Source organism: Corallococcus sp. M7 (genome assembly GCF_054512695.1).
The window spans coordinates 3952323-3967310 of record NZ_CM137252.1; the positions used below are offsets into that span (position 1 = coordinate 3952323).

A 14988-nucleotide genomic window follows, 5' to 3' on the forward strand; every position below is an offset into this window, starting at 1 on the left:
CTGGAGGACCGAAACCATGGGTGATGGACCGCTTGGCATTTCGTGTGACTGGCAGCAGACCATCCAGCAGCGCCCCCAGAAGAACATCCCGGTGGGCTATCTGCTGGACATCAAGGGGATGGGCAAGGACGACGGCTCCTTCCCCAAGAGCAGCAGCCTCTTCTACACCCCGTTCGTCGGCGATCCCGCCTACGCCGGCGTGCAGCTGGAGGACGTGGGCGCGAAGAAGGCCGTGCGCGCGGTGGGCCTCATCACCCAGCTCCAGTGGGAGGGCGGCAAGCTCGACCCCATGGACTTCACGGTGCTGATCTCCCCGGAGAACAAGGCGGACTTCACCGGCATCACCAACACGGAGATCCGTCAGCTCAAGTTCTGGATCTGCGAGTGGGACAGCGCCCAGGGCAAGTGGTTCGAGAAGTGCTATCCGCTGGGTGACGAGGCCGGTGGCCCCGCCAACGAGATGTCCGCCCGCCTGAACCAGAAGGGCAGCGAGGTGATGCTGCACGTGGGTGACCCGGAGAACGTGGGCGTCACGGACGTCAAGTTCTGCCAGATGACCTTCCAGCTCATCCCGGACAAGGCGCACCTGTGCAACATCCACTACGGCCACAACTCGATGGACAAGGACGTGTACGCCTGGGGCTACGTCGAAGGCAACCAGTCGTAAGGGATTGAAGCGCGTAACGGGGAGGGCGGACACAGCGCCTTCCCCGTTTCCGCTTTGGGGCTACTTGTCCGAGCCCCACTTGGTGACGCGGCGCTCCTGGGAGTTGGTGGCGAACTCCAGGGTGGTGCTCTTCTTGGGCGCGGGAACCACCCGGAACTGGAAGCGGTGGAAGCGGATGTCCAGGTCCCCGGCCAGCGTGGCGGGCTGGTTGTCCAGGAAGACCTTGGGACGGCCCTTCTCCGTATCCATCAGCGCCTCGGCGGTGGCGGGGCTCTTCAGCTTGGCGGCCTCGAACCAGGTATCACCCGCTTCATCGAAGTCGATGATGGCCCACGCCAGCTTCAGGCGCAGGTTGTCCAAGGGCTTGGCGAAATGATTGAGCACGTTCGCGGCCGTGACACGTCCCACGTACACGCTGAAGTCCAGCGGGCCGGAAGCGCCATTCATGGACAGCCGTTCAATGAGGCCAATGCATTGCGCCTTGGGACCGAAGTCACCCACCGTGGGGGAGAACAGGGAGAGGTCCTTCGCCAGGTTCAGCCCCCCGCAGCCGTTCCATTCCAGCAGATACCCCAGCGCGCCACGAAAGCCGGGCCGATACTGAAACCCGGTCTGCCAGTTGCATGCGATTTCGAGAACATCCGGCTTGGCGATAGGCATGGGGTGTCTGTCCTTGTGAATGAAAGACATGTAACATGAAGTGGAAAGACAGACCATGAGAGACCTGAGCCTGTGCCTGCGCCCCGTGGAGGGCGGATCGCTGGAGCGCCTGGAGTCGCATGATCCGCGCTTCCTCACGGTGGCGGACCTGGTGCAGCGGGAGGCCTTTACGGAGGCCGCGGACGCCATCGAGGCCCTGGACGCGGAAGGGGTCTACGAGGTCCGGCTTTCGGCCAACTACCTCTTCGCGGCGCTGCGCGAGGAGGGGCTCGCGCGCCTGCCGGACGTGCTGGAGGTGCTGGTCGCGCTCGCGCGCGCGGCGGCGGAGGAGGCCGCGCAGGGCGAGGGGAAGGACAAGTCCAAGCCCGCGGTGCTGCTCAACAAGGCGCTGACGTGGCTGTTCCAGACGCTGCTGAGCGCGCTGAAGTATCACCACGGCAAGAAGGACGCGGGCTGGGAGGCGTGGACGAAGGGCTTCTCGGACGGCAAGCGCAAGGACGCCCTGCGCGGCATCCAGACCCTGCAGGGCGCGCTGGAAGGCCCCGCGTTCCGCAACGGAGCCCAGGGCCTGGCGGGGCTGGGGCAGTGGCTGCGGGAGACGACGCAGGAGCGCGCGGCCGCTCCCGCGCCGGCACCGGAGCCCGCGAAGCCCGCCGCTCCCGCGAAGGGACGCGGCGCGAAGACCTCCGCGGCGGCCGCGCCTCCCTCGTCGTTTCCCCGCACGACGGGGCCGCTCCAGCTGCGCGGGTCGGCGCACCTGCTGGAGCTGTGCGACAAGCTCAAGGCCTTCGAGGTGCTGGTGGAGCGCGGCGACTTCCAGAAGGCCGCGCTGGTGAGCGACGACGTGCTGCGGACGCTGGAGGACTTCGATCCGCGGCGCTACCTGCCGGAGCTGTTCTCGTCGTTTGGCGCGTTGCTCAACCGCCACGTGGGGGACATCCAGGAGCACTGGGAGCGCAAGGACTCCATGGAGTGGCGCACGCTGTCGCAGTTCTACCAGGTGGACCTGAGCGCCTTCGTGGGGCCGGGCGAGTGAGGCGGCCCCGGTCATGATCGGCGCCTCGCCGCTGTTGTCCCCGCTGGAGCGGCGCATCCGCGCCCGCGCGAAGGACTTCGACCTGGGACCGCTGCTGCGGCTCTTGGAGACGCAGGGCTATGGCCGGGACCGGGTGCTCTTCGAAAGCAACCCGGAGCCGGTGGCGTCCGCGTCGCTGGTGGAGGCGGTGACGTTCCACGTCTCCCCGGTGCGCCGGGTGGTGGTGACGCTCAACCTGGGCCTCTTGAGCACGCCGGGCCTGTTGCCCAGCTACTTCCTCCAGGTGGCCGAACAGCTGCCGGAGCCGGAGCCGTTCCTCGACTTCATCCGCTTCTTCGACCACCGGCTGCTGCTGGCGCTGGTGGAGGCGCTGCACCCCGAACGGGACACGAGCCTGGTGGGGGACTGGGAGCGCACGAAGGGCTTCTACCTGCGCATGGTGGGCGTGGATTCGCAGGCCACGCTCCAGTGGCTGTTCCAGCAGGTGTTCCCGGAGCTGCGCGTGACGTGTGTCCGCCGCTCCTTCCGCACGCGCTTCTCCGGCATGCGGCCCGCCCACGGGCCCACGCCGCTGGATGGCACCGGCATCCTGGGCCAGACGTACGCGACGGACATCGGTGGCTTCCAGGTGGAGGTGTTCGCGGACGAGGAGGCGGACATGCGCGGGCGGGACTGGCCCGCGCGGGTGCGCCACCGCTTCCACCGGCACATCCTGCCGCTGCTCGTCCCCGCGCGGATGCAGCTGGAGGTGGTGCTGACGGTGCTCGCGCACGGGCGGACCGTGCGCCTGGGGCCTCGGGGGCAGCTGGGCTACGAGCGGCTGCCGGGCGCGGAGGGCAAGCCGCTGCGGCAGCTCATCTTCCTGGGCGACACGTCCGTGCCGGTGGCCGCGCCTCCGCGCGCCGAGGGCGACCGGCAGGGCATGAGCATGGGCACACCGAAGGCAGCGGGACGCTAGGAGGGGAGGGGACCGTGGGCTTTCTGCACCGGAAGTTCCTGGGGGTGGTGGAGACGCCGCGTGAAGCCGTGCTGCGCAACCTGGGCCACCTGTTCCATGCGAAGCGGGGCGCGGCCTCCGTGCTGCCCGGCTTCGGGCTGACGGAGACGGGGTTCCGCTCGGACGCGGAGCGCCTTTCGGGCCTGGGCGCGGAGATCCGCGAGACGCTGTCGCGCTACGAGCCGCGCGTGGAGGTGGTGTCCATCGACGAGGCCCCCGCCACGGCCGGCGGCGCGCCCGGTCTGGTGGTGCGCCTGCTGTTGCGTGACTCCCACGAGTCCATGGACCTGCTGCTGGACCCGGGCTCGCGCCGCCTGCGCGAGCGGCCTCCGGAAGAGGCCGCTGGGGAGGACGACCCATGAAGTTCACCGAACAGCTGAAGGTGACGCTGGACCTGAAGGCCGGTGATGAGGCCTTCACCCTGCCCGCGGGCAGCATCAAGCGCCTGTCGGTGAAGGCGCACTCCTATGGCTTCGAGGCCCAGGTGGAGTGGTGGGTGATGTGCAAGGAGAGCGGCGACGAGGACACGCTCTTCACCCCCTTCACCGACACCAAGCCCATTACGGCGACGCTGACCATCGACCGCCGCTACGGCGCGCAGGCGGAGGGGCGCGAGGGCGCGGAGGCCCTGCCGCTGAAGCTCATCGGGCGGGTGGAGGAGCGCCATGTCCGCGAGCGCTCGCTGGCGAACGTGAAGGATGCGCCGGTGATGCAGCGGCGCTACCGCATCCGCCTGGTGGACCCCGCCGCGATGCTCTGGCGCCGCCACTTCCCCAGCGGCGTGTGGGTGGATGAGACGCTACAGGCGGTCATCCAGGCGAACACGCCCGGGGGACTGGACGTGGCCTACGAATGGGAGGCCGCGGGGACGAAGCACGGCCTCCACGCGCTGGGGCTGGGCGCGGATGACGACTCCGGCGCCAGCTTCCTGGACTTCATGCACTGGGTGCAGGCGCGCATGCACGCGGGCATGTTCCTGGACTACACGGAAGGGAAGTACACGCTCGCGGACGCCAAGCCCGAGGGCGGCGAGGCGCTGGTGTTCACCCGCGACGAGGTGAAGCAGGTGGACCTGCGCTACCCGGAGCCGCGCCGGGATGCGCTGTCGGTGCTCAACAGCTACGTGGACGCCGGCACGAAGCGCAAGGCGGTGGAGAACGCGGACGCCATCGCGGGCGTCATCACCGAGTGCCTGGTCACCTCCACCCTGGAGGGCACGCTCACGGACCGGGTGACGCTGGAGACGAAGCGCCAGCAACTGGAGGGCCCGGAGCTGCGGCTGTCCTTCGCGAGCTACCCCCGCGCGTCGCTGGTGCTCAACGGCCTCTACACGCTGGGGGAGTTCAGCACGCAGGCCGCGACGCACGGCAAGCAGTACCGGCTCCACACGCTGGAATTGGACGCGCGCGCCGTGGAGGACGACGCCGCGCACGACCCGGACAGCACCGCCAACGACTACCAGCTGTCGCTGAAGGCCACGCTGGAGGAGGCGGCGGACCCCACCTTCCGGCGCCCGCGCTTCCGGCCGCCGCGCTGGCCCTTCCTCGCGGAGGGTCGCGTGGTCAGTGAGGAGGGCGGGGAGCCGGAGCGCACGTATCAGATCCGCCAGGACGACGAGACGTCGGTGGAGTCGTACCGGGTGAAGCTGCCTCTGTGGGACAAGGAGGTGCGCTGCCCCTACGAGCCGCACCAGCAGCCCGGGCACTTCTACTTCCCCGCGGACAAGGGGACGCGCGTGCTGGTGTCGCTGGACTACCAGCACGCGCGCATGGACCGCTTCCTGGAGTGGCGCCCCGGCGCGCGGCTCCCCAAGGAGTCGCAGGGCAATCACCTGCTGCTCGGCAAGACGGACAAGAGCGAGACGTCCATCCAGCACCTGTACCAGGACTCGAAGCCCATGCTGCGCATCCAGCGCACCCTGGAAAAGGACACCCAGCTCATCGAGGTGACCGAGGGCCGGATGTTCCTGCGCGTGCAGGAGGGGGAGTAGGCCATGCGGATGGATGAAGCGCTCTATGCGTCGTTCCTGGAGGAGCTCCAGGCGCTGGAGAAGTTCCGCCTGGGCTACACGGCCCTGCACCCGTCCGCGCCGCTGGATGGCGAGGACGCGGACGTGCGGCGGCTCACGGAGGCCATGGCCCTGTTCACCGCGCGCACGCGCCGGGCGGGGCAGCGCGCGCTGGAGCGCAGCACGCTGCGGCTGTTCCAGCAGCACTTCGCCTACCTGCTCAATCCCATTCCGGCCATGGCCATGTTCCGCGCGGAGCCGGACGCGCGCTTCGTGGACGCCGCGGAGCTGCCCCGGGGCACGCCCTTCCTCCTCAACCCGGACCCGGGCGGCGGTCCCACCGGGCCGCTCTCGCTGCGCACGCTGTCCCCGATGCGGCTGTTGCCCGTACGGCTCACGCAGGCGCGGCTGGAGCGTCAGGGCGAGGACGGCGCGCTGCTGCGGCTCGTCTTCGAGGGCGGCTTTCCCCGCAACGACTCACCGGGCGAGGTGCGGCTGCACATCAACCACCTCAACGACTTCCGGGCGTCCCTGGCGGTGTTCTTCCAGCTGAAGAGCGCCGTGCGCTCCGCCACCGTGAGCTTCGACGACGGGGCGGTGGAGCACGAGGTGAAGCCCTTCGACGTGCACTCGGGCCCGGTGCGCTTCGGCGCGCCCCGGCCGGTGGCGGCGGATGGCGAGCCGTCCGAGCACCCGTTGCAGCGGCTGCGGCAGTTGCTACACTTCCCGCAGCAGGAGCTGTTCCTGGAGGCCCGCATCCCGCCCGCCCCCCGCAACTGGCAGGGCTTCACCCTGAGCTTGCGCCTGGCGGGCCGCTGGCCCTCGGAGCTGGTGGTGGGACCGGACTCGTTCGTGGCGCACGCGGTGCCGGTGGTGAACCTGCAGCGCGCCATGGCGGCGCCCGTGGAGCACGACGGCACGAAGGAGCGGCACGCGGTGCAGCACCCGGATTCGTCCATGGGCTTCCGGCTGAACACGGCCACGGGCGTGTACCAGCTGAGCCCCAAGGGCATGGTGCCCCTGCGCCCGGGCGCCATCTCCGGAGGCGCGGAGACATACGAGCTGGAGCACGAAGGCCAGGGCCTGGCGCGCACGTCGTGGCTGGCGCTGGACATGCCGGACGCGTTCTTCAAGCCGGTGCGGCTGGGCGTGGATGGCCTGTGGCACCAGCCCCTGCCGCCGCGCTTCGATGCGCGGGGCTACCGGCCGGTGCTGGCGGACCGCTTCCTGGAAGGCGTGCCGTGGAGCCTGGTGGGCGCGGTGGCGCCCGGCGGGGACAACCCGGTGGAGCACGGGCAGCAGGCGCTGTTGCAGCTCCTGGCGCTGCGCACGCAGCGGTTCCTGGGACGGGAGGACCTGCTGTTCCTCCTGGAGGTGCTGGGCGTGCGGACGCAGCGGCACTTCCGGGACCTGCTGCCGTCGCTCACGGAGGTGTCCGTGAAGTCCAAGCCCTTCGCCCGGAGCGCCGCGGGCTTCAAGTACGTGTACCAGCTGGGCTTCGGGCCCATGGACGCGTCGCTGCTGCCGCTGGTGGACCTGCTGTGCGGGCGGCTGGTGGAGCTGTTCTCCATCTGGAGCGCGGAGGACGTGGTGGAGCTGGAGGTGCGCCTGCCCCAGCGTGAGGCGCCCCTGCGCTACGTGCCCCTGCCGTGAGTCACTTCACCTGCGTCTTCATCTGGGCGGGCACGTTGATCTTGATCACGCCGCCATAGGCGCAGTTGCACATGCACGTGTCGGTGAGCGCTGGCTTGCCCTTGATCATCACGGTGGGCGAGCCCGGCGCCCAGGGCGCGGGAATCACGGGCAGGCACGGCATGGGCGTGAGGGCCCCCATCGCGGCGGCGGTGGCGGCGGCCACGGTGGGGTTGGCGATGGACTGGCACATGCCGAAGGGCGGCACGTTCAGGCCCGGGACGGTGTCCATGATGGTGGCCGCCGGCGCGGTGGAGTTCACCTGGTTGACGGGCAGCACCGACAGCGTCGAAGGCGCCATTCCGAAGGTGCACTGGAGCATGGCTCCGGACACGACCTGGCTTCCCATCAGCGTGACTCCACCCGGGCGCGCAGCGACGTGAGCGCCTGGAACAGGGGGTCTCCCGATTTCAGCTTCAGGGAGCCCATGAGGTACTGCGCACGGCACCACTCTTCATCCACCGGCCCGTCCTGCTGGCCGTCCAGGCGCCGCGCGTGGAGCGCGAAGCGCTCGATGCGGTCCGGGAGCGCGTCAGTGCCCAGCGCCTGTTCAACGCGGCGGCGCACGTCGGCCTCGCTGACGTCCGTGCCAGGGGGCAGGTCGCCGGTGAAGACGAGCAGCACGCTGCGGTACGCGCCCGCCATGCCGCTCACCGGTACGGTGCCAGCCCCACTGCATCCAGCCGGGGGCCGGGGGGCTCGCGCAGCGCGTCCGAGGCCTCCGCGAAGAGGAACACCCGTCCGTCGCGCCGGGGCTCGCGCGCGCCCAGGTGGTGGTACTGGCCGCGCACCCGCGTCAGGACGACGTGCGCGGGCGGCCGTCCGGCGTCGGGCAGCGGGGTGAAGAGCCCCGTATCGCCCGCGGCGTCCTGCCCGCTGTCGGTGAAGTCGCGCAGCGCCCAGGCGCGTCCGGGCGCGGGGGCGATGTCCGTGTGCACGTCCGCCGCCACGCGCCGGTGCGAGCACAGCACCGCGCCGCCCCACGCCGGGTCCACGCACACGTTGCCGCCGGGCACGCTGGCCAGCCCGGTGGCCTTGAGCGCGTCGCGCCACGCGTGGAAGTCGAAGGGGGCCTGCGGATCCCTGAACCACAGGCCCACGTTCTTGAGCGGAAGCCGGGCGCGGGCCACCAGGTCGCGCATGGCCGGCGTGAGGCCCAGGGCGCGCACCGGGTGCTCGGTGAGCAGCGCGGGAGAGACCTCCAGGTCCGCGGGCTCCACGTGCAGGTACGTCGCGCCGCGCAGGAGCGTGGTGAAGTACAGCGCTGGCAGGTGCTGGAGCGGGTGGAAGCCCGGCGCCGCCAGGTGGTCCCCCGGGTTCAGGCCAAACGTGAGCAGCCCGTCCACCAGCGCGCTCCGCCACGCGTCCCCAGCGGTGAGCGGCACGGGCACGTCGCTGGGGTTGGCCAGCGGCGAGAAGAGCAGGCCCACCGGCTCCGCCGGCTTGTACGTGTACGACGCGAGCGCGGGCGGCACCTGCGTCTGCAACGGCAGCAGCCGCGCGGCGTGCTTGCCCAGGAGCGGCGCCTGGTGCGGCTCCGCGGCGATGTGCTGGGGTGCGAGCGCGTCCAGCCGGCGCGCCACGAAGGCACGGGCCCCGGGCGGCAGGAGGCTCACGCACGCGCCCAGGCCCAGCGCGGCGCACAGCGACACCATCAGCTCCGGGCCCGGCGGGAGCATCAGGCACAGCTTCGCGCCCGGCTTCACCCCCAGCGCCGCCCAGCCGGTGGCCCGCCGCGTGGCCTGCTCCTGGAGCTGGCGGTAGCTCAGCGTGCGCCAGCCCTGCGTCCGCGAGTACGCGCGCAGCGCGATGCGGTCCGTGGTGGCGTGGCGGGCCACCAGGTCGTGGAAGAAGTCGTGGTGCTGCCCGGTGCGGCTCTTGAAGGGCGTGCTGCGTCCTGCGTGGACGGGAGCCATCGCGGCGGCGAAGCCGTCCGGATCCTCCCAGCTTCGTGTGAGCCACGCCGGCACGCTCTCCGGAGGCGGCTGGGTGCCGTCGAACGCGGCGAGCACGATGCGTGGCTCGAAGGTCATGGCGAGGAGGACGGCGCGGGTTCAGGGGGGAGCAGCTCGCGGGTGGGCACCGGCTCCACGCTCGAGTCCGGGACGTACTCCGGCCGCGTCTGGAACTCCTCCAGGCGCAGCTGGGGCACGGGCTCCGGGAGCACCTCCATCCGGGGCGGCGGCTCCTGGCGGAACGACACGCCCAGGAGCACCCGTGCGATGGGGGTGCCCGGCGTGCGTCCCAGGCCGGGCCCCGCGAGCGCATGCAGCTCCAGGCCCTCCGACAGCGGGATGCGCCCGCCTCCGAGCACCTCCACCGCGGGCTGGTCCATGTCCGCCGCGAAGGCGGCCTTCACCGCCAGCTCGCCCCGCAGCCCCTGTCCGGCCGTCGTCACCCCTGCGCCCAGGCGCATCTCCAGGGTCTGCCCGGAGGCGCTCGGCGCGGAGAGTGGGTTGCGTGAGCGCAGGAGCACGCCGGCCTCCAGCGCGGGCTTGAGGAACCCCACCTGCGTGCCCACGGCCGCGAGCGCGCGCACGCGCAGGCCCGCGTCCCGGCCCAGCACCGCCGCGCTGCCGATGGGCAGGCCCACGCCCAGGTCCATGGCCAGGTCCACGGGGTGGTCGTCCCGGCGCGACAGCAGCCCCAGGCGCGCCTGGAGCTCCGGGGTGCCCAGGCCCTGCGAGGCCAGCGGCGTCAGGCCCAGGGGCGCGGGATCATCCCCCTGCTGCCACAGCACCACGGGCACCTGCGCGCCCACCTCCAGCCACGGCAGCACCCCGTAGCTGCCCGCGAGGACGGAGGACGCGCGGTTGCGCACGGCCTCCAGGCGGCGCTCACCATTGAGGAGCACCAGCGGCAGTTGCTGATACTGGCCCACCAACCCCAGGCTCATGCCACCGGGCACCAGCAGCTCGCCGTTGCGCATCACCGCGGTGCCGCGGCCGGGGTTGATCTCCAGGTGCTCCAATTCGAAGCCGGGCAGGGCGGACTGGGCCCAGGCGGGCAGGGCACTCAACAGGACCGCGGCGGCGGCGCCGTGCACTGACAGGAATTTGGGCATGGGCATGATGGCGCGGGACGCGCTCCCCCGGCGGACATCATACCCAGACAGCGATTCGAAACATAGCCGCGCCCGGCGGGATGAGCAGGCAATGGGTCGGCGCGGCCCTGATGCATGGGGTTGGCGACCTGCTCGGTCCTGGTGTTCCGGGTCAGGGGGACGGCAGCTCCACGATGAACGTCGCGCCGTGGCCGGGCTGGCTCTCCACGCGCAAGGTGCCGTGGTGGGCTTCGACAATCTGTCTGGTGATGAAGAGGCCCAATCCCAGACCGCCGTAATGCCGTGTCGACACGGCGCGGGTGAACTTCTCGAAGATGGCCTGGAGGCTCCCCGGCGGGATGCCAATGCCTTCATCCCTCACGCTCAGCCTCGCCCGGCCGCGGGCCTGCTCCACGCGAAGGGTCACCGGGTGGCCCGTGCCGTACTTCAACGCGTTGGACAAAAGGCTGCTCACCACCTGTTCCAGCCGGTGGCGGTCCCAGCGGCCCATGACACCCGGTGTCGCATGGACGATGAGCTCGCAGCTCGCCTTCGCCGCCTGGGCCTGGAAGCGCTCCACCGCGTCGCGCACCACGTCCGTCAGGTCCACGTCCTCCAGTTGCAGCGGCGCGGAGGGGCCCGTGAGCTGTGTCACCTCCAGCAGGTCGTTGATGAGCGTGGTCATCTTCCGTATCTGCCCGGAGATGGTCTCCGCTGTCTTCACCACGCGCTCCCGCAGTGACTCCAACGTCTGTTCTGCCTGGGCGTCCTTGACCAGGGATTGGAGCTTGAGCTGCAACGGCGTCAGCGGCGTCTTCAATTCATGCGACGCCACCGTCAGGAACTCGTCGCGGAGCGACACGGCGTGCTGGAGCTGGGCCTGTGTCTTTCTCAGCTCGGTGACATCCTGAAGCGCCAGGAGGACCGCCTCCGGGTGGCCGTGCTGTGCAGGGAGGGTGCCCGCCTCCACCAGCAGGGAGTAATGCCCCGTGGGCGTATGCCAGATGACCGGCTCCGCGTGCACGGGATTGCCCCTCAACGCGCGGATGCCGGGGATCTCCTCCATGGTCAGCTCGCGGCCCGCTTCGTCCGTGAAGCGGTGCGCTCCGCTCGTGTAGCTCTCCTCGCGCAGGCCTCCCGGGAAGTCGCCGCCGGCCATCTGCCGGGCCGCCTGGTTCGCGAAGATGATGCGGCCCGTGCGGGGCTCCACCAGGATGATGGCCACGGGCGTCCGGTCCAGCATCGCCTCCAGCCACCGCTGCTGGTTCCTCAGCGACGCCGCGGACTCCTCCAGCTTCTTCCGGGCCTCCACCCGCTCCGTCACGTCGATGGCGAACGACAGCACGGAGTCCACCTGGCCCCGCACGTCGCGCAGTGGCTGGTACGCCACGTCGAACTGCCGCGTCGACTGGACCCCGTCACCCTTGAAGTCGGTGGTGATCGGGACCTCTTTTTCAATGAATGGCTCTCCGCGGGTATAGGCCTTCTCCAGCATCCGCGAGTACTCCATCCCCCGCTCGTCCTGGATGTCCTTGACGGAGACACCCATCAGCTCCGCGCCTCCGGAGATCGCCCTGTAGAGGGGGTTCACCAGCGTGAAGATCTGCCGCTCGCCGGAGAGGATGGCGATGGACGCCGGGGCACTCGTCAGCACGGAGCGCAGCCTCGCGCGCTCGTTCTCCGCCTGGGCCTCCGCCTGCTTGCGCTCGGTGATGTCCTCCGCGGTGGATATCCACTCCCGGATGGCGCCCTTCTCCCCGAACACGGGCACCGCCCGGCCCACGACGTCCCGGTAGCCTCCCGCGTGGAAGCGCAGGCGGAACTCGCCCCGGTAGGACGTCTTCGTGCGCAGGGACTCCACCCAGCTGCGCACCACGCGCTTGCGGTCGTCCGGGTGGATGGCGGAAAGCCAGCCCAGCCCCAGGTGCTCCGCGTGCGTCTGGCCCGTGAAGGCCATCCAGCGCGGCGCGGGCTCCACCACCTCGCCCCGGGCGTTGGTGGACCACACCGGCTGGGCCATGGCCTCCACCAGTGAGCGGTAGCGCTGCTCGCTGGCCTGGAGCGCGTCATGGGCCCTGCGCTGTTCGGTGACCTCCGCCACGATGACGCCGATGCCCAGCAGCACCCCGGCGTTGGTGCGCACCGGGTAGTAGCTGACGAGGAAATGGCGCTCCACGCCCACCTCCTTCGAGGTGGCGCCCACCACCTCCACCGTCTGCGCGCTCCCTCCCTCCAGGATGCGCTGATACTGGGGACGCAGGGTGGGCCACATCTCCGGGACGATGTCCTGCACCTTGCGCCCCAGGTGCGCGGCGCGCGGGAGGCCATTCATGGCGGCGAGCGCGTCGTTCACCTGGACGAAGCGCTGCTCCATGTCCACCACCGCGAGTCCCACCGGCGTGCTCGCCACCAGCGTCTCGAGGAGCAGCCGGGAATGCGCGTCGGAGAGGGTCTGGATGGTCTCCGGGTCGAAGCTCGCGCTGGGGCTCTCCACGCACGCCTCCTTTGACCCCGACCCTTCCCGGCGAGCTTGGAGGCAGGGCCCCGTGACGCCGCTTCCCACCATGGGAGTGGCCTGACCTGGAGGGTGTGCATCGCCAGCCTCCGTGGGCAATCCACACCGGCCCGAAGGCGCGGCTGCCGCCTGGCTGGCACCCAATGACAGACAGCCAGGGGGCCGGGCCCTTCCTTCCCGTCCCTCCCCGGCGGACGACGGCCTCGTCGGAATTGTCACACAAAAAGTCAAATCCAGACATGCGTGCAGTGTTGACGCCGGCCGCGCTCCTGGTTCATTGTCGCCGCCCTTCGCGTGTCACAGCGGGAGATGGGCGGTTTTCGAGGGGTGCCGGGGGGGGCCGTGACGCTGCAGCTTGAAACCAGACATGTCATTGCCTTCGAGGGTCGTTTCGCGTGATTCGCGAGATCCTCAGCGGACTGCTCTGGCAGGGCCGGGTGGCATTGCGCAGCGGCGACGTGCGCGTCTATGCCGCGCATGGCTACGTGGATGAAGGCTACCGGCCTTCGCGCGTGCCCTTCCTGTCCGTCATCGGTCCGCTGGGACTGTTCTCCGAACCCGAGCGCGAGAACGGCCGCACGGGCGTCGCCACCTTCCGCGTGCCGGGCCACCTGGTCGGCAGGCCTCGTGCTTCCGGGGACAGCGTGCCCCCCAATGGCTCGCTCTGCTTGCGCCTGGATGGCCGCGCCACCGTCACCCTCGCGGGGCTGCCGGGCGGCTCGTTCGCCTCCGCCGCGACGGGGCCCGCCATCGCCGCCGCCATCAATGCTCGGCTGGCGGACGCGCTCACCGGTGGACTGTTCCAGGAGCCCACGGGCGCGCCGCTCACGGACCCCCTGCTGCTGGAGGCGCTCGCCTCCGTCATCGCGCGCTGGGACGTGGAGGGGAGCCGGCTCGCGATCAGCTCCGATGAGGGCATCCCCTCCATGGAGTTCCGCTCCAGCGTGGAGGTGCTGCCCGTCACGGGCGGCATCGAGGGCCCCCTGGGCCTGGACCCTCCGGAGCGCTCTCAAGAGGGCAGGGTGTTCCTCAGCAAGATCCGCGCGCCCAAGGCCATGGCCATCGACGTGCAGGTGGACCTGTGGGCGACCTCGCAGGTGGACCTGGCGTCCATCATGGACACGGTGGCGCTCGCCATCCCCACGCGCGGGCAGATGGTGTTGCGCCCGTCGCTCCTGGCCGAGGATGTGCCCGAAGGCGCCACGTCGGTCCGACTGCTGACGCGCGGTGAGCCCACCACGCTCCTCTCCCTGGTGCACCTGGAGGCCAGCGACCAGAACCTGGAGCGCGCGCGCGGCGGCCGGGTGGTCCTGACGCCCGGCGCGTCCTTCCTGCCCGACGCCGAGGGCCTGCGCCTGTCCGGCACCGGCACCGCCTCCGTCCTCGTCTACCCCACGCCCGCCGTGCCCGACCCCTTCCACGCCGACAATCCGGCTCCGGACGGACTGGCGTTGTCATTGGGGCTGCGCGTCGCGGCAGGCGCCGTGGCCGCGCGGACGCTGCCGGTGGCCGTGCTGATGGCACAGGGGCAGCCCGTGCTGCGGCTCATCGTCCGCTACGAGCAGGTGGACACCCGGCTCATGGGCGAGGTGGTGGCCACCGCGACATTGGCGCAGGCCACCGGGACGCAGGTCGCGGAGACGCGCTGGCGGCTTCCGGTGGAGCGGCTGGAGGCCGGCGTGGTGCTGCACGCGCGGCTGGAGGCGGGGGAGGGCGTGGTGTGGCTGTCTGCGGATGGGACGCCGCAGCCGCTCCAGGACGCGGAGGCCACGCCCGCGCCGCCCGTCGCCGCGCCGGGTGTCACGGTCGCCGCGAGCGACATGGTGCTCACGCTGGGAGCGCAGGCGGGCACGCCGTTGGACTTCACGGTGGACCACGTGCACCTGGTGGCGGAGCCGGTGGGGCCGTTGGATCCGGCGCTGCGCCGCTCCGTCACGGCGGCCTCGCGCCTGAAGCCCGGCGACGTGGTGGTGCTGGGCTCGAGCGAGGACGGCTACCGCGTGGGCAAGCAGCGCTCCCAGGCGCTGGTGCTGGGCGTGGAGGGCGACCGGGTGACGCTGAGCCGCCCCGTGGAGGGCGCCTGGGCCCGGGGCCGCACGCTCGTGTTCCAGGAGGAGTGCTTCTTCTTCCAGACGCAACTGCGCCGCCGCGACGACCTCTTGAACCACCTGTACCGCTGCTGCGTGGACTACCGGGTCTCCGCGCTGATGGACGAGCCGAACGCGCGCGGCACCGCCCGCCTCGTCGAGAAACCCGTGCTGGACCTCACGGCGCGCGGCGCCGCGCGGGGCGCCAGCGGCCACCCGGGAACTTCTGTCACCGAAGTCGATACCGCCAGGCGCGGGACCATCTGAAACCAGGAGGATGAAC

At 70.9% G+C, this 14988-nt stretch carries 13 protein-coding genes; 7 read left to right on the forward strand and 6 right to left on the reverse strand.

Translation table 11 applies throughout. The annotated features are described in order from the left end of the window. The first annotated feature begins 16 nt into the window (after window positions 1-16). A complete protein-coding gene (locus ACX114_RS16220) occupies window positions 17-667 on the forward strand; it encodes a hypothetical protein (RefSeq protein WP_459298993.1) in 651 nt (216 codons plus the stop codon). Between the two features lie 60 nt (window positions 668-727). Here ACX114_RS16220 and ACX114_RS16225 read toward each other — a convergent pair whose 3' ends face one another. Continuing rightward, window positions 728-1327, reverse strand: a complete 600-nt coding sequence (locus ACX114_RS16225; protein WP_459298994.1) for a hypothetical protein — start codon at window positions 1325-1327, stop codon at window positions 728-730. Between the two features lie 55 nt (window positions 1328-1382). On the opposite strand from ACX114_RS16225, the gene ACX114_RS16230 reads away from it, so the two are divergent. From ACX114_RS16230 to ACX114_RS16250, 5 genes are read left to right on the forward strand one after another with little or no spacing between them, the layout of a single operon-like run. Continuing rightward, the gene (locus tag ACX114_RS16230; protein ID WP_459298995.1) at window positions 1383-2363 is read left to right on the forward strand and encodes a type VI secretion system protein IglI family protein; all 981 of its coding nucleotides are present in this window, start codon (window positions 1383-1385) and stop codon (window positions 2361-2363) included. A gap of 13 nt (window positions 2364-2376) precedes the next feature. Continuing rightward, on the forward strand, window positions 2377-3321 hold the full coding sequence (locus ACX114_RS16235; RefSeq protein ID WP_459298996.1) for a hypothetical protein: 945 nt from the start codon (window positions 2377-2379) through the stop codon (window positions 3319-3321). 14 nt (window positions 3322-3335) lie between these two features. Further along, window positions 3336-3722 carry a GPW/gp25 family protein gene (locus ACX114_RS16240; protein WP_459298997.1) on the forward strand — a complete coding sequence of 129 codons (387 nt, stop codon included), beginning with the start codon at window positions 3336-3338 and terminating at the stop codon, window positions 3720-3722. Next, window positions 3719-5350 (forward strand): hypothetical protein, encoded by a 1632-nt coding sequence (locus ACX114_RS16245; RefSeq protein ID WP_459298998.1) that lies wholly within the window; start codon window positions 3719-3721, stop codon window positions 5348-5350. The genes ACX114_RS16240 and ACX114_RS16245 overlap by 4 nt, the downstream gene beginning before the upstream one ends. A gap of 3 nt (window positions 5351-5353) precedes the next feature. Continuing rightward, window positions 5354-7021 carry a type VI secretion system baseplate subunit TssF gene (locus ACX114_RS16250; RefSeq protein ID WP_459298999.1) on the forward strand — a complete coding sequence of 556 codons (1668 nt, stop codon included), beginning with the start codon at window positions 5354-5356 and terminating at the stop codon, window positions 7019-7021. A gap of 1 nt (window position 7022) precedes the next feature. Here ACX114_RS16250 and ACX114_RS16255 read toward each other — a convergent pair whose 3' ends face one another. The 5 genes from ACX114_RS16255 to ACX114_RS16275 all read right to left on the reverse strand — a co-directional run bounded on the left by ACX114_RS16255 (window position 7023) and on the right by ACX114_RS16275 (window position 12597). Further along, on the reverse strand, window positions 7023-7409 hold the full coding sequence (locus ACX114_RS16255; protein WP_459299000.1) for a DUF4280 domain-containing protein: 387 nt from the start codon (window positions 7407-7409) through the stop codon (window positions 7023-7025). After that, window positions 7409-7714 (reverse strand): hypothetical protein, encoded by a 306-nt coding sequence (locus tag ACX114_RS16260; RefSeq protein ID WP_459299001.1) that lies wholly within the window; start codon window positions 7712-7714, stop codon window positions 7409-7411. The genes ACX114_RS16255 and ACX114_RS16260 overlap by 1 nt, the downstream gene beginning before the upstream one ends. Further along, window positions 7711-9093, reverse strand: a complete 1383-nt coding sequence (locus ACX114_RS16265) for an AMP-binding protein (RefSeq protein WP_459299002.1) — start codon at window positions 9091-9093, stop codon at window positions 7711-7713. Before ACX114_RS16265 ends, ACX114_RS16260 begins: the two co-directional genes overlap by 4 nt. Next, window positions 9090-10130, reverse strand: a complete 1041-nt coding sequence (locus ACX114_RS16270) for a hypothetical protein (RefSeq protein WP_459299003.1) — start codon at window positions 10128-10130, stop codon at window positions 9090-9092. Before ACX114_RS16270 ends, ACX114_RS16265 begins: the two co-directional genes overlap by 4 nt. A gap of 145 nt (window positions 10131-10275) precedes the next feature. Next, window positions 10276-12597, reverse strand: a complete 2322-nt coding sequence (locus ACX114_RS16275) for a PAS domain-containing sensor histidine kinase (protein ID WP_459299004.1) — start codon at window positions 12595-12597, stop codon at window positions 10276-10278. Between the two features lie 416 nt (window positions 12598-13013). Between ACX114_RS16275 and ACX114_RS16280 the strand changes: the two genes are divergently transcribed. After that, window positions 13014-14972, forward strand: coding sequence for a hypothetical protein (locus ACX114_RS16280; RefSeq protein ID WP_459299005.1), 1959 nt, complete (start codon window positions 13014-13016; stop codon window positions 14970-14972). The last annotated feature ends 16 nt before the right edge of the window (window positions 14973-14988 follow it).

Excerpts from the sequence above, each read along its gene's own strand:
- ACX114_RS16235 (WP_459298996.1), top strand. The coding sequence starts at position 2,377 with ATGATCGGCGCCTCGCCGCTGTTGTCCCCGCTGGAGCGGCGCATCCGC.
- ACX114_RS16255 (WP_459299000.1), bottom strand. The coding sequence starts at position 7,409 with ATGGGAAGCCAGGTCGTGTCCGGAGCCATGCTCCAGTGCACCTTCGGA.
- ACX114_RS16220 (WP_459298993.1), top strand. The coding sequence starts at position 17 with ATGGGTGATGGACCGCTTGGCATTTCGTGTGACTGGCAGCAGACCATC.
- ACX114_RS16230 (WP_459298995.1), top strand. The coding sequence starts at position 1,383 with ATGAGAGACCTGAGCCTGTGCCTGCGCCCCGTGGAGGGCGGATCGCTG.
- ACX114_RS16270 (WP_459299003.1), bottom strand. The coding sequence starts at position 10,130 with ATGCCCATGCCCAAATTCCTGTCAGTGCACGGCGCCGCCGCCGCGGTC.
- ACX114_RS16250 (WP_459298999.1), top strand. The coding sequence starts at position 5,354 with ATGCGGATGGATGAAGCGCTCTATGCGTCGTTCCTGGAGGAGCTCCAG.
- ACX114_RS16265 (WP_459299002.1), bottom strand. The coding sequence starts at position 9,093 with ATGACCTTCGAGCCACGCATCGTGCTCGCCGCGTTCGACGGCACCCAG.
- ACX114_RS16225 (WP_459298994.1), bottom strand. The coding sequence starts at position 1,327 with ATGCCTATCGCCAAGCCGGATGTTCTCGAAATCGCATGCAACTGGCAG.
- ACX114_RS16245 (WP_459298998.1), top strand. The coding sequence starts at position 3,719 with ATGAAGTTCACCGAACAGCTGAAGGTGACGCTGGACCTGAAGGCCGGT.